Raw genomic sequence first — 15,177 nt, 5'->3', positions numbered from 1 at the left:
GAAGAGCTGATGTTCAGCTCATCAATTAAATGTTTTCAAATAAATCTGACGTGTATCTGTTCAGTTTTCAATGTTCTATCTGCGCTCCTCACCGGAGTGCTCTCTTATACTACCATCATTCATTTCCTTTGTAAAGACTTTTTTTGATTTTTATTCATTTTTTGTGAAAAAATCTAAAAAGCAGCCTATAAGCGCTATTTTACCGCCTATAGGCTATGTTTTATTTGTTCATTGATTTTTCAATTGCGTTAATAAATGCACTGCGCATACCAGCATCTTCTAAAGCTTTTACGCCTCTAATAGTAGAACCACCTGGTGAAGTAACATTATCCTTTAAGATACCTGGATGAAGATCTGTTTTTAATTGCATCTTTCCTGATCCAAGTACTGTCTGACTTGCAAGCTTATAAGCCATTTTTCTTGGCATGCCCTGCATAACAGCTCCATCAGCTAACGCTTCAATCACCATATAGATATAAGCAGGTGCACACCCTGATAATGCGCCACCTACACCCATTAAGTGGTTTGGTACGACTTCTATTTCTCCTACTGATGAGAAAGCATCTTTAATAGCACTAAATTCTTCATCAGTCAAAGAATGAGTCTGTTCTAATAAACACATGCCTTCTCTTACTGCCATTGGAGTATTTGGCATAACTGTTAGATGTCTTGTAGATGCATCTAATAGTGTATTGTATTTATCGAAGTCATAGCCAAGTACAATAGAAACAACTGCTTTGCCTTTTAAATCTCCTTTGATATCAGCTACTACTGATTCAATCACCTGTGGTTTAACACATAAAAAGACAAAATCGCTTTCCTTTACGACCTCATGTGCATCATTTAGAGCTACAATCCCAAAAGAGCTCATTTTATCTAGTTGAGCTTTATTTAAATCATAAGCACATATTTCTTTACCTGGAATAAATCCAGATTCTACAAAACCTTGCGCAATCGCACTCGCCATATTACCCATGCCTACAAAGCCAAATTTATACATAAGAATTCCCCCTTGTAAAAAAAGCTAACATAATGTTAGCTTAAATTTTTCTATTTCTAATAAAGCCTGGTAATGGATCTTCATCATCATCTTCAACAACTGTAGTTGTCTTATTACCATGTACTGCATATGTCTGTTTTGGAGTTACTACAACTTCTTCTTCAGGCTGATCTTCTTCAAAACCAGTCGCAATGATAGTAACGATGATCTGATCATCTAACTGATCATTAGAAGCTACACCCATGATTGCATTGACATCATTGCCAATTGCTTCAGTAATAGTCGCAAATGCTTCGCTTGCTTCAAATAATGACATGCTTGGTCCACCAGTAATGTTGACGATTGCATCCTTTGCACCGTTGATAGATACATCTAATAATGGAGATGATACAGCACGTTTTGCAGCTTCCTGTGCTTTATTTTCACCTTCAGCCATACCAATACCAATAAGTGCATCGCCACGATCCTTCATGACTGAGCTAACATCCGCAAAATCAAGGTTGATCATTGCTGGAATCGCAATTAAATCAGTAATAGTCTGAACTGACTGACGTAAAATATTATCTGCTTCTCTGAATGCTTCATTCATTGGACGATTACCAATTACTTCAAGAAGACGATCGTTAGATACAACGATAATAGAGTCTACGTTCTTACGTAATTCTTCTAAACCTGCAAAAGCCTGTCTTTTTCTTCTAGGCCCTTCAAATGTGAAAGGAGAAGTGACAACACCTACTGTTAATGCGCCTAAATCTCTTGCAATCTTTGCAACAACTGGTGCACCACCAGTACCTGTTCCACCACCCATTCCGGCAGCAACAAAGACCATATTTGCATCAGCTAAAGCTTCTCTAATTTCATTTTCAGATTCCTGAGCTGCTTTACGTCCGATTTCTGGGTTTCCTCCAGCACCTAATCCCTGTGTAATATCCCTTCCTAAGAAGATCTTGTTCACACCTGTAATACCTTTTAATACCTGTGCATCAGTGTTTGCTACATAGAAATCAACACCTTTGACTCCATCAGTCACCATTCTATTAACGGCGTTGTTTCCTCCGCCACCTACACCAATAACTTTTATTTTTGCAACCTTCACAAAATCTAAATTTTCATCCATTGTCCTGCCCTCACTTTAATCATCACTTAATATCGAATCAAAAAACTTTCTAAACTTGCCTTTGTGATGAGTTGTTTCAGTCTTAGCCATCGTTAGACCTCTCACCTTTAAACTCATCGTGCTTGATAAATCAGGAAGAACAAGTGATACAACATCTTCACCTATCAATTCCTTTCGATCATCTAAGCAATATAACATACCTAAACACGGTACCAGAGACATATCTCTTGCACCTACTGTTTCAGGTCGATAACATCTTACAGGTGTACCTAATACATCTGTCGCAATTAAATTGAGGCAAGGTAATTCTCCTCCACCGCCGACAACAACAGTTTCATAAGTACGTCCATCATTGATAGCATCTAAACAGTGTTTAATTTGTGCCATCATTTCCCACACAGCTGTCTGTAATACTTCAGACAAATCCCTCTGTGTATAATTTTTTTCTACCCCATCTACGATAGTAGTATGGATAATATCTTCTTCACCAAGACCATTTTCACATGTGCCGTATTTCACTTTATATATTTCAGCCTGTTCCATAGAAATCTGCCATGCATCTGCAATAGCACAAGTTAAGGTATAACCACCTATTGGTACAGTCTTCAAATATTTCAAATAGCCCTCTTCAAAGAAAGAAATAGTGGAATGATCATGTCCGATATTGATCATCACTGCACCTTCTTGAAGATATACAGCATCAAACGCTTCTTTTGCAGAAGCATATGCATCAATCGTAATATCAATAACATCTAATCCTGCTTTTTCTACAGCTGTCAGGTAAGAATACAATACCTTCTTGTTTGTAGTAATCACAAGTGCTTCTACCTTTAAAGAGGCAGAACGCATACCAAGAGGCATATGATCCACTTCTTTAGTATCTAAAAGATACTTAACAGGAATAGTTGATACAATTTCTTCTTTCTTGCTCTTTTCAAAACGTTGTGCAATCTTTAAAACACGTACAATATCACTGACCACAATTTTATCCTGAGGTGAATTCACTTTTGTAATACCTTTAGTTTGATATGTTCTTGCATAATTGCTAGGAAGAACAAGTGCAACAGATGTAATTGTTGTATTCAATTCAGCATCTGCTTCCTTAATAATTGATCTAATTTCATCAACCAGTACTTCTTCATTTTTGATCAAGCCACCCTCAATGGCGTGACTCGCTAATTTCTTCGTGAAGAGTATATTAATATTAGTGCTCATCAACTCTGCGACAAGTAGTTTTAGTGTCGTAGAACCGATGTCTAAAACAGCATATATTCTTTTCATAGACACTCTCCTTACATATAATCTTATTTTATCATAATTACAAAATAATGAAAACGATTTATAGACTACTTATCACGAGTTACATATATATGACTCGTAAGGTTTACTCGCATTTAGTCATGTATAAATTTCTTCCCTCAAATGAGAATACACATACATCACTTTTACTTTGCATATAAGCAGAGTAATCAAAACGAGATGGAGACAATGTATCCTTCATACCCTGGATATCTACAATCAATTTCTTTCCATCATCAAGTATTAAAGCCACACGATCATCATATCCTTTTTCTGGAGAATAAACGATATCACTTACAGCATTTCTAATCGTAACAGGAATAGTAACATACTGACTTGCAAGTTCTTCTACTGCCTTGATATCAGTAAACCCTGCAATCTTAGGAATCTGTTTGAGTCCTGTATAATTCATACCTTCAACAACTTGAATAAGTTTACCTTCTTCAGTAACGACATAGGTTTTATTGTCTAGTTCCATATATGCCACCAAGGCTGCTTCTTGAATTTCAATAGAAACACCACCAAGGATGTTATGAGTAACATAAGCCTTTGTGACAAGACCTGTCTTCTTCAGGTTATCTTTAATCGTGTCATTATTCAACAAGAAATGATAGGTATGATCTGTAATACCTGATTCTTTTATAACTAAATCTTTTGTAAGCTGTGAATTACCTGTGACCTTTATAGACATAACCTTTGATAATGGAGATATCATATATCCTAAAACTATTAAAAGAATAATACCAAGAAGTGTCAAACGGCGCTTTCTTAGTTTTCTTCTTCGTCTATTTTTCTCAATTAACTCACGTGATGGGCTGCGATCATATTCATTAAATACAAAATCTGGCTTCTTATCCATATTTAATCCCAATTCACTAAAATAACTTCTTTATGAAGCTTGACTCCAAACTTTTCATAAACAGTCTTTTCTACAAGTTTAATGAGATCAAGTATATCCTTTGCACTTGCATATCCATTGTTTACGATAAAATTTGAATGTTTAGGTGATACCTGTGCACCACCAATTTCATAACCGCGCAGCCCTGCTTCATCAATATAACGCCAGGCAGGTTTTTCTTCAGGGTTTCTAAAAACACTACCTGCACATGCAAAATTCCATGGCTGTGTACTCATACGACGTTCTTTACGCTTATCTAATACCTTACGGATTTCTCCTGGATCTTTAGCTGTCATTTCAAATGCTGCATCAAGAATGATCCAGTTTGGATGCTTTTGTAACACTGAATGACGATAAGAGAATTCCATATCTTCTTTACTTAATGTAATGATATTTAAATCATCATCAAGCACACGTGCACTTACAAATACATCTGCCATACAATACTTATAGGCACCAGCATTCATATAAATACCACCACCCATATCACCAGGAATACCACCCATAAATTCAAATCCTGACAATCCTGCTTTGGCACTCGAATAAGCTAAGGCAATCATAGAGACACCCGCCTGTGCCACAATAGTGCTACCATTCATCTTCACATCATCAAATGATTTCATTGAGATAATGATACCATCATATTCTTTATCACTAAATAGGAGATCACTGCCATTACCGATAACCATGTGCTTAATATCATGATCACGACAATAATTTAAAGTCTGAATAAGTGAATCGATATCGTTTGCTTTAACGAATATCTTGGCAGGTCCACCCACTTTATAGGTTGTATGCTTGTACATAGGTTCATTCTCAATGACTTTGCCTATATTCATAGACACAAGATCGTTATATACCTGCTTCACATCCATATTAGCGTCCTCCAGTTAATTTTAAAATTTCTTTATAAATATCCTCACATGCATGAGGCTTACCTAATGCATGTGCTTTTTTAGATAATTCTTTACGCATTTCTTCATTGTTCATATATTGATCAACAACTTCTACAAATGCATCTGCATTTAAATCTTTTTCAAGAATCAAATGAGCAGCCCCTTTGGCTACAAGTTCACGAGCATTGTATTCCTGATGGTTAGCCACTACATAAGGACTAGGAATAATAATAGAAGCTGTACCTAATGCTGTCATTTCAGCAAGAGTTGTAGCACCTGCACGGCTCACTGCTAAATCGCAGCTATGTAAAACACTAGGCATATCATCAATATATGGTAATACATGAATAGAATCACTTAAGTCCTTAAGTTCTTCCTTCATCTTTTCATAATAAGTCTTACCTGTTACATAAAGCACATCATAATCCTTATGATCCATCTTATGTAATGCATCCTTCATTACAGCATTGACTGTTGCTGAACCAAGTGATCCCATAACGATGACCATAACTTTTCTATCAGGCGCAATATTGTAAAGATCATGAACATCCTTGAGTACTCCTTCAGATACAACAGAAGCACGAGGGTTACCTAGTAACTTTGTCTTATCCTGCGGAAATGCTTTTAAAGCTTTTTCATAACAGCAGATAATTTCATCTACACGTTTAATTAAGATTTTGTTTGTTAAACCAATGATGGAATTCTGTTCATGGATCATAGTTCTATAGCCTTTCTGACTTGCTGCTAAGACAATAGATGCACTAGGATAACCACCAAACCCAATAACGATATCTGGATTAAATTCCTTTAAAATCTTCTTTGAAGACTTTAAAGATTTTAAGAAAATCAAAGCATTTTTAGCTTTCTGTAAAGGATTGCCTACAAGACCTTTTACATGTAAACCACGATATGCTAAACCCATCTGAGGTACAATCTGAGATTCTAGTCTATCTGTTGTACCTACAAATAAGAATTCAGTATCAGGATCACATTTCTTAATATAATCAACTAAGGCAAGAGCAGGATAGATATGTCCTCCTGTTCCACCAGCACTTACTATAATTTTCATTTAACTCACTCCTATAACCTGTTCACTATGTCTTTGAAGACATTTCCTCTTTCAACATAACTATGGAATTCATCGAATGAACTTGTTGAAGGAGAAAGCAATACAACATCGCCTTCTTCAGCAATCTCTTTTGCTTTTAAAATAGCATCTTTCATATGATCTACTACGATTGTATGAGGATGTTGCATATCTTTAGAGAAACGTTCTTTTGTATCGCCAAAACAGATGAGTGTCTTAATAAGAGGGTTTTGTTCTCTTACGTCCTTTAAATCAAGATTCTTTTCATGACCACCCATTAATAAAATAACTGGTTTTTCAAATGCTTTAATCGCAATTACTGCTGCATCTGTGTTAGTTCCCTTAGAGTCATTGTAATAACGTACGCCATCAAGTTCTCTTACAAACTCAATACGATGTTCTACACCCTTGAATGCAGCTAAAGTGTCATGAATAGATTCAAGACTTACACCTACTGCTCTGCACGCTGCAATCGCAACCATCATATTCGCAACATTATGTAAACCTACAATCTTGATTTCATCACGACTAATAACCTTCTGTCCCTTGTAATAAATCGCATTGTCTTTAAGTTCTATATCTGCCAAGCTTTTAACTGAGAATGTTTCAATATGTGATGGAACAGGATACTGTGCTAAATAAGACTGTAAAGTTTCATCATCACTATTATTAATAAATAAATCATTCTCATCCTGATTCATATAAATACGCATCTTAGATGCATAATATTCATCTAGAGAGTCCATATAATCAAGATGATCGGGTGTTAAATTTAAAACTGTAGCCACCTCTGGCTTGAATTCTTCAATATCAATAAGCTGGAAGTTAGACATTTCTACTACAACATCATGTCCTTCTTCTTCATATAAATGTTCATTTAATACGACTTCACAATAAGGAATACCGTAGTTACCGCAAATATGTGCCTTGCGACCTGCAACCTTTAAGATTTCATAAATCAAAGTCACTGTTGTCGTTTTTCCATTTGTTCCTGTTACCGCAATATAATGCTGCTTTTTAGCCACTTTATAACCTAATTCAATTTCTGTATAAACAGGAATACCACGTTCTTTTAAACGTAGGATAAATGGTGCATGATAATTGATTCCTGGATTTTTAACTACAAAGTCAAAATCTCTTTCAAATAATTCATCTGGCTGTCCACCACAAACCATTTCAATTCCTTCACTCACATATTTGTCATATTCAGGAATATCTTCTTTTTTCTTTGATTCATTGATAGTGATATCAGCATGCATAAACTTTAATAATTCAACTGCTGCCTTACCACTTTTTGCAAGTCCTAATACAAGTACTTTTTTGCCTTTAAACATTTATAACACCCCTAACAATAATCCAATAATACCCGCAATAAATCCAACTGCCCAGAAAGTAACAACAACTTTATTTTCGCTCCATCCACACATTTCAAAATGATGATGAATAGGAGCCATTTTAAATACTCTCTTACCTCTTGTCTTAAATGAAATAACCTGAATACATACAGATAATGTTTCAATAAGAGGTACGATTCCAATAATCAATACAAGTAGTTCCTGTTTAGTGATGACTGCAAACGCTGCAAGAATTCCACCTAATGCAAGAGAGCCACAATCACCCATGAAAATCTTAGCTGGATGTGCATTAAATACTAAGAATCCAGTGAGACCTCCCATAAGTGCAGCACCAAATAATGCTGCTTCAATATTCTTACTTAAAATCGCAAATGCAACAAATGGTGTTAATGCAATAATCATAAGTCCTGTTGCAAGGCCATCTAATCCGTCTGTTAAATTCACTGCATTAGATTCTGCAGTAAACATGAAATAAACAAAGACTGGATAGAACCAACCAAGATTAACACTAATATGTGCAATAGGAATAATAATTTCAGTTGAGAAGTTAGGTAAATAAGCTTTAGCTAAGAAATAGAATACAACCGCAACAACTGACTGCATTGCATATTTATAACTAGGCTTCAAACCTTTATTACTATGCTGTACAACAATTAAGTAGTCATCAATAAATCCAATAAATCCAAATCCTACTAATGCAAATGTTAATAGATTAACATATGGATTCATAAAGTTCTGATAATGGCAGATATAAGCTGCAATCACAGTAGCTATGATAAATACGACACCACCCATTGTAGGTGTTCCGCCTTTTTTCTTATGAGAAGCAAGTCCCTCTTCTCTTTCTACCTGTCCAAACTTTAATTTATGTAAGTAAGGTATAACCTTAGGCATGGCCACTAATACAAGTGCTAATGCCACCATAAAACTGATCATTAATAGAAACATGAAAATTTCCTCCCTCTATTTTACCCCACAAGTGTAGCATAATATGGGTGTAAATACAATGTCACTTATTTCGCATAAAGCTCAATCTCAGTGCCTTGTTTTAATTCAGTTCCCTTTGTAATACTTTGAGCATAAATAGAGCCCAAACCATTCATTTTAATTTCAACACCTGTGAGTGATGCAAAGGCTTCAGCCTCTTTACGAGACCAGCCAAGCATTGAAGGCATTGTATATTTCTGTCCATCTGTTAATAAAAGTACTTTAGAACCCATTGTAACTTCTGTTGTACTTGATGGATATTGTCCTACTACTGTAGAACCATCACCAATGAGTATTGGTGTAAGCGAATGCTTCTTTAAGATACCTTCAACATATGATGTACTCTGATTCATATAGTTATTTAATACATAAGGTGTTGAATTTACCTTTTCAGTATCTTTGCTTAAGATATTTAAAGCTGATTTAGTAATACTCTTGACTAGATCTCCAGAATAGTTAGTACCGCTGCTTTCATTCTGGAACCAGACTATAACTTCTACTTCAGGATCACGATAAGGTGCCATGCCGACAAAGGAATGTGTATGCTTAGAAGCAGAATAAGCACCATTTTCTGCAATCTGACCAGTACCAGTCTTACCAATGATTTCTACAGATGAATCTCTATAATCACGACCTGTTGATTCATCAATATTAACGACACCATATAAAAGTGTTCTCATCTGAGCCACTGCTTCAGTAGAATAAATTTTCTTAGAATAAGAAGTTTTAGCACTATAGAGTGTCTTACCATTTGTAGGATTAACTACCTTTTCTACTAAATAAGGTTCTACTGTACGACCATCATTCGCAAATGCTGAATAACCTCTTAATAGCTGTAGTGTAGTAACTGAAGAACCTTGACCAAATCCTGTTGTGAAATATTCTAAGCTCTTTGTTTTACCATCATAACCCTTTACACCACTACCAGAGAACAAGCCATCTACCTTACTAGTCTGGAATAATCCAAGATTCTTATAATCTTCAATTAAGCTAGACATATTTGTATGTTCAGAAAGAATATGACAAATAGCTGTATTAGAAGAATGGTACAACCCATCACGATAAGTAATACGGCCCCATCCAGTTCTATTGTGGTCATGAATTGTCGCAATAACACGGCCATTAGATAAATAATCATATGTACCAGATTCATATTTGCTATCTAAATCTAATACACCATCTGTTAATGCATTCGCATAGACAAATGGTTTGAAAACCGAACCACATTCAAATGCTTCATTTAAGAATGTATCGTTATAATTAGTTAAATCTCGTTTATTAGGATCAAATGAAGGATAGTTAGATACTGCAAGAATAGCCCCTGTTTTGACATTCATAACTACAGCACAGGCTTTTGAAGCCTTTGTATTTTCCTGCATATCTTTCATTAATGAATCTAATTCTGTCTGAAGTGTTGAATTGATTGTTAAATAAACATCGTTTCCACCTACTGCCTTTTTATCAGAAATAACCCCATTAGGAAGAGTATTATGCTTAGAGTCTACTAAATAAACTCTCTGCCCATTTGTACCCTTTAACCAATTATTATAAGTCTTTTCAATACCCATCTGACCTACAATATTATAAGGATCTGTTTCTGCAGCTACAGCTGCGTAGCCTACTTCATAACTTGCAAAATCACCAAAACGATAATTACGAGATGTAATTTCATCAAATTCAAGACCAGGTAACTTCAATGCCATAATCTTCTCTTTTGTGATAGAAGATAAATTACGGCCATAATTACCAAATTCTACCTGATATGTATTCTGATCCAAACGATCTAAAATTGTTGCTTTAGATACACCTAGAATAGGTGCTAACTCTTCAGCTGTTTGATCTTTATCTACAACATATTGAGGATTCTTTTTAGCATCTAACCTTTTTGCAAGAATAGCCCTTAATTTATATTTCTTTACATCAGAAGCAACTATTTCGTTATCACTTGTATAAATAGTCCCACGTGCTGCCTGGACAACCTTAGTGACCTGTCCTCCTCCGCGATTCTTCGCAAAGTCTCTTACATTGACGTTACTGATCATTGTCTTACCTGTTGTACATAAGTAACAGACATTGATTGCGAGTATAACCATCATAAAGAGAAATACAAGCATAACAACCTGACCGCTTCTATTTCTAGATCTCTTCATTATTCTTCAGCTCCTACCACTGCAGCAGCTGCAGAACTAGGCTGATAATCATAACCTTTCTTAGTGGCAACATCCTTCATACGTGAGAAAGAAGCCAATTCCTGTTTAGACATTTCTAAAGCATCAATATCTGACTGCACATTAGATATTTCATCCTGTGTCTTTTTGATTTTCGCATTAAGTTGTGATTCATATGAATTCAAATAAATACTACCTACCAAAAATAGAACAAAAGAGAACGCAAGCAGCATTTCTGTAAACTTTAAAAATCTTGATTTTCTTCTTTTCATTATTCATCACGTATCCTTTCTATTACTCTTAATTTAGCTGAATGAGAACGTCTGTTCTCTGATAATTCTTTTTCATCTGCGACTATAGGCTTTCTTGTAACCTTCTTAAAACGAGGCTGGTATTCCTCCGGAATAACCGGCATACCCATTGGTAAATCCGGTACCGCAGTCTTTTCATTAAACATATACTTTGTAATTTTATCTTCTAATGAGTGGAAGCTGATGACTGCCACACGTCCACCCACATTAAGTAGATCTAATGAATCTGTTAAAGCACGTTCAAATACATTTAATTCATCATTCACTTCAATACGAATTGCCTGGAAAGTGCGTTTTGCAGGATGCCCGCCTGTACGTCTTGCACGAGCTGGAATAGCCTTTTTTACTATTTCTACAAGTTCAAAGGTTGTTTCAATAGGCTTAACCTGTCTTTCCTTTTCAATCATTCTTGCAATTGATTTCGCAAATTTTTCATCCGCATACTTATATAAAATAGTCACTAAATCCTGATAAGAATAATTATTCACTACTTCATAAGCACTTAAAGGCTGTTCTTGATTCATACGCATATCTAGTCTTGCATCTGTATTATAGCTAAATCCTCTTTCCGCATTATCAAATTGTGGAGAAGATACACCTAAATCAAATATAATACCATCTACCTTATAAACACCCTCCATTGAGAGTCTTGCCTTAATCTCTTTGAAATTTGCATGAATAATAGTAAAGTTGTCAGAAATTTTTGACAATCTTTCTCTTGCAGCTTCTATCGCATTGGTATCCTGATCAAAACAATATAAATGTCCTGTTGTCAATTTTTCTAGAATACGAGAACTATGTCCCCCTCCGCCTAGAGTACAATCCACATAAATACCATCTTCTTTTATATTCAATGCATCGATTGTTTCATCTAATAATACACTATAGTGTTCAAACATATTTATCATTCCTCATTTTCTGATATTCTTTCTGATAAGTCATCAAACTGGTCATCATATTCATCATAGAATGCATCCCATTTAGCAGTATCCCATATTTCAATATGTTCACCAGCGCCAACGATTGTACACTCTTTTTCTAGATGAGCATGTGTACGTAATACCTGGGGAATATTGATACGACCTAATTTATCAAATTCACTGCAGCTCATACGAGAAGTTACCATACGCAAATAAGCACGTTCTTCTTTCTTCTTATTTGATAACTTCTTCAATTCTGCATAATAAGTCTGCCATCCTTCTTCTGTATAAACATCTAGACAGCCTTCGTGGCCTCTCATGATATAGACATGGTCTCCGCATTCACCACGGAATTTAGCAGGGATGCTCAAACGGCCTTTAGTATCTAGATTGTGCTGATATTCACCAAAGAACATACCTTACTCACCATTCCTTTCCACAATTATCCACTTTCATACAATTCTTACCACTATTATAGACTTACAATGCACTTTCAGACAAGAAATTTATGGATTTTAAACACAAAAAAAAGTTTTCTAGCATAAAACGCTAGAAAACCTCTTAAAAATAAAAAAAGAGAGATTTTCATCTCTCTAAAGGAATTATTTTACATCCTTAACTTTAACGCCATTATAATAACCACAATGACCACAAACTCTATGTGCTAATTTGAATTCACCACATTCTGGACATTTAACAACTGCAGGAGCTGATAATTTGTCATGAGTTCTTCTCTTGTCTCTTCTTGTACTTGATACTCTTCTAAATGGTACTGCCATCTTGTTCTACCTCCTTATTCCTGATCCTTGAAATAATCTTTGAGTTTTGCTAAACGGGGATCGATTGTATCCTCTTCTTTTGCGACTACTTCGCTTTCATCCATGACTTTCCAGCCTGAGCCGCTCGTTTTCATCTTTGCGCCTTCCTTCACAACTCTCATTGGAATAGCCATCATGATTTCCTGGAATATGACAGAAGTAAGATCAGCAACATCTTTTCTTGCTTCTACAACATCCTCATCATCTTCAGGCTTGTAAAACGCAAACACAACATCTGTATCAATAGAAAATGGGTAATCGACATCTTCCAATGATATAGCACAAGGAACAACCATTGTTCCCTGAACATGGTATGTTACATATAGACGTTCTTCACTACTATTGAAGTTGCCTGATCCTGTAACTTCCACATCCTCCAAATCATTGATTCGAGATAAGTTATAGAACATTTCTTTAGGAAATGTTATCGTTTCTTCGAAATCAAATTTTCCATTTTTCTGTTTGACTAACCAATTACGATTCCATTTCACCTTGATCACCCTCTATAACTGCATCACCCATTATAATGAAAATTAGATTATAAGTCAATCAAAAAAATCATTTTCTAATGGGCATTAATCGCATATTTTTTAAAAATGTCTTTGCGACCGTGTGTATTCTAACATGGTTTATTCAAAAAAGATAGATAAATTTTCAAAAACCCATTTAAATCCTCTGATCATTCTTTGATCTGGTTCAGTGAAATGACCTCCATTCTCTTCTATATATATACATCTGTTATTCTTGACTAGATATTGATAAGTTTCTATTGTATTTTGTCCTACTATACACATGAGTTTATTCTTTGTTTTTGATTCTTTTCTACCTAGACTCAAGTATACTACTGCTTTTCTATTAATGGTATGAAGATAGTTGATCCAGCCTGGAAACCATAAGGAACCAGATGCACTTATACATCCTACAAAAGATTCATGTCTTCCATACATCCACAAACTAAACAAACCACCAAGTGAATAGCCCGCAATAATATAATGATGAGAGGAATTCATAGTTGAAAGAATCCACTTTTCAAGTTCCTCACCCTTTCCACCAAAACCATCAGCAGGCCATGGAGAAAGTTCACTGTTCCAATCCTTAATAACTGGTGCTATAAGACAATAGTTTTTCTTTAATGATTTTACAATTGAAGTGCAGTCATGAAAGAAACAGAAGATATAAACGTCAGCATCTTGATTGCCATAAATCTGGCACTCTCTTCCATAATAAATCATATTAACTTGTAATACTTCATCGCATTATATAGTCCATCTTCATCGACTGTATCAGTCACATAATCAGCTACAGCTTTTGCCAAATCAGCCCCATTGCCCATCGCAATGGCAGTACCAACCATTTCTAACATTTCTATATCATTTGTAGAATCTCCAAATGCATAGGCATTTTCTATTGGTTCACCAACAGCTTCCATAAAATCCTTAATAGCAGCCCCTTTAGATACATCTTTAATCATCATTTCTCCAGCCTTTGCGCCAAATGTTGATGTATAGCCTCCAGCTGGTATAAAAGTCAAGCTTGGGTCTAATTCTTTCATGAATCTCTCAGCTGCTTCTCCTGTATCAAAAGTTGCATCAATCTTAAGAATTGGATTATTCTCTATTTCAGCCATCGTCTTCATACTCTTTTTCTTAAACACTTCTTCAACAGGTTCATCAAATTTCTTTTTGAACTGTTCTTCAAACATAGCATGTGTATAAGGATTCTGATAGCCATTTTTCCAATCTATGATCTGATAGCCTCCACCTAATTCTTCAATAAGTTCAAGTGTTTTCTTTACAACATCACTTGAAATGATTTTCTGTAATTCTGGCTTACCATCACGAACAACCGCTGCGCCATTCGCAATAATTGCATCTTCTATTCCTGTAAAAGAAATTTCCTTTGTCATAAAATAACTTCTTCCTGTACAAAAGAAACAATGATGCCCATTTTCTTTTGCTTTCTTAATCGCCTCTATTGCACTTTGTGGCACAGTATGTGTAACATCACTTAATAAAGTACCGTCTATATCAAAAAATAAATATTTCCCCATAAGTTTTCTCCTATATTAATATGATTATAATGTAATCTCTTTTAAGTATTATAGTATAAGAATGCAAAAAGAAACATTATTTTCTAATTCTGATCATCTTTTCAAAACCATTTTGACAAGAATCCATCATCTTTTTTCAATATATTAAAAAATATCTCATTGGTGTATTGTTTTGATATACTATTGTTGAGGTGATAAGTGTGAAACAAAAATCAATCAAAACGTATAAAAAAAGACAAACTTAAAAACAAGTTTGAATAATTTAGAAAAA

The 15,177-nt window shown here is 35.1% G+C and carries 16 protein-coding genes; all 16 read right to left on the bottom strand.

The genetic code is table 11. The features are described from left to right. Positions 1–220 precede the first annotated feature (220 nt). Positions 221–1,000, bottom strand: coding sequence for a pyrroline-5-carboxylate reductase (proC, locus tag ABUA27_RS09145; protein WP_287968076.1), 780 nt, complete (start codon positions 998–1,000; stop codon positions 221–223). Between the two features lie 40 nt (positions 1,001–1,040). Next, positions 1,041–2,117: a cell division protein FtsZ gene (gene ftsZ / locus ABUA27_RS09140; protein WP_129980964.1), complete on the bottom strand. Its 1,077-nt coding sequence runs from the start codon at positions 2,115–2,117 to the stop codon at positions 1,041–1,043. Between the two features lie 15 nt (positions 2,118–2,132). Further along, the gene (gene ftsA / locus ABUA27_RS09135; protein WP_287846451.1) at positions 2,133–3,398 is read right to left on the bottom strand and encodes a cell division protein FtsA; all 1,266 of its coding nucleotides are present in this window, start codon (positions 3,396–3,398) and stop codon (positions 2,133–2,135) included. A 103-nt stretch (positions 3,399–3,501) separates the two neighbouring features. Then, the gene (locus ABUA27_RS09130) at positions 3,502–4,275 is read right to left on the bottom strand and encodes a cell division protein FtsQ/DivIB (RefSeq protein ID WP_129980962.1); all 774 of its coding nucleotides are present in this window, start codon (positions 4,273–4,275) and stop codon (positions 3,502–3,504) included. A 2-nt stretch (positions 4,276–4,277) separates the two neighbouring features. Continuing rightward, complete coding sequence (gene murB / locus ABUA27_RS09125) at positions 4,278–5,189, bottom strand: UDP-N-acetylmuramate dehydrogenase (RefSeq protein WP_129980961.1); 912 nt, start codon at positions 5,187–5,189, stop codon at positions 4,278–4,280. Position 5,190: 1 nt separating this feature from the next. Next, positions 5,191–6,279 (bottom strand): undecaprenyldiphospho-muramoylpentapeptide beta-N-acetylglucosaminyltransferase, encoded by a 1,089-nt coding sequence (murG, locus tag ABUA27_RS09120; protein ID WP_287968072.1) that lies wholly within the window; start codon positions 6,277–6,279, stop codon positions 5,191–5,193. Between the two features lie 11 nt (positions 6,280–6,290). Beyond that, complete coding sequence (gene murD, locus ABUA27_RS09115) at positions 6,291–7,631, bottom strand: UDP-N-acetylmuramoyl-L-alanine--D-glutamate ligase (RefSeq protein ID WP_287846448.1); 1,341 nt, start codon at positions 7,629–7,631, stop codon at positions 6,291–6,293. Beyond that, positions 7,632–8,600, bottom strand: coding sequence for a phospho-N-acetylmuramoyl-pentapeptide-transferase (mraY, locus tag ABUA27_RS09110; RefSeq protein WP_287846447.1), 969 nt, complete (start codon positions 8,598–8,600; stop codon positions 7,632–7,634). 65 nt (positions 8,601–8,665) lie between these two features. Continuing rightward, the gene (locus ABUA27_RS09105; protein ID WP_349820592.1) at positions 8,666–10,789 is read right to left on the bottom strand and encodes a penicillin-binding protein; all 2,124 of its coding nucleotides are present in this window, start codon (positions 10,787–10,789) and stop codon (positions 8,666–8,668) included. Further along, a complete protein-coding gene (locus tag ABUA27_RS09100) occupies positions 10,789–11,079 on the bottom strand; it encodes a hypothetical protein (protein WP_192923993.1) in 291 nt (96 codons plus the stop codon). Before ABUA27_RS09100 ends, ABUA27_RS09105 begins: the two co-directional genes overlap by 1 nt. Beyond that, positions 11,079–12,017 carry a 16S rRNA (cytosine(1402)-N(4))-methyltransferase RsmH gene (rsmH, locus tag ABUA27_RS09095; protein ID WP_129980956.1) on the bottom strand — a complete coding sequence of 313 codons (939 nt, stop codon included), beginning with the start codon at positions 12,015–12,017 and terminating at the stop codon, positions 11,079–11,081. Before rsmH ends, ABUA27_RS09100 begins: the two co-directional genes overlap by 1 nt. 5 nt (positions 12,018–12,022) lie before the next feature. Next, positions 12,023–12,454, bottom strand: a complete 432-nt coding sequence (gene mraZ / locus ABUA27_RS09090) for a division/cell wall cluster transcriptional repressor MraZ (RefSeq protein ID WP_022424832.1) — start codon at positions 12,452–12,454, stop codon at positions 12,023–12,025. A gap of 186 nt (positions 12,455–12,640) precedes the next feature. Further along, positions 12,641–12,817 carry a 50S ribosomal protein L32 gene (gene rpmF / locus ABUA27_RS09085; RefSeq protein ID WP_006504992.1) on the bottom strand — a complete coding sequence of 59 codons (177 nt, stop codon included), beginning with the start codon at positions 12,815–12,817 and terminating at the stop codon, positions 12,641–12,643. Between the two features lie 14 nt (positions 12,818–12,831). Then, positions 12,832–13,347 (bottom strand): YceD family protein, encoded by a 516-nt coding sequence (locus ABUA27_RS09080; RefSeq protein WP_349820591.1) that lies wholly within the window; start codon positions 13,345–13,347, stop codon positions 12,832–12,834. Positions 13,348–13,485: 138 nt separating this feature from the next. Next, positions 13,486–14,088: an alpha/beta hydrolase gene (locus tag ABUA27_RS09075; RefSeq protein ID WP_349820590.1), complete on the bottom strand. Its 603-nt coding sequence runs from the start codon at positions 14,086–14,088 to the stop codon at positions 13,486–13,488. Next, the gene (locus tag ABUA27_RS09070) at positions 14,085–14,906 is read right to left on the bottom strand and encodes an HAD family hydrolase (RefSeq protein WP_349820589.1); all 822 of its coding nucleotides are present in this window, start codon (positions 14,904–14,906) and stop codon (positions 14,085–14,087) included. Before ABUA27_RS09070 ends, ABUA27_RS09075 begins: the two co-directional genes overlap by 4 nt. Between the last annotated feature and the right edge of the window lie 271 nt (positions 14,907–15,177).

The sequence above is a fragment of the Catenibacterium sp. RTP21428st1_D7_RTP21428_210409 genome, assembly GCF_040227455.1.
Lineage (GTDB): Bacteria > Bacillota_I > Bacilli_A > Erysipelotrichales > Coprobacillaceae > Catenibacterium > Catenibacterium mitsuoka_A.
This window is presented reverse-complemented; position numbering and strand designations above follow the sequence as displayed.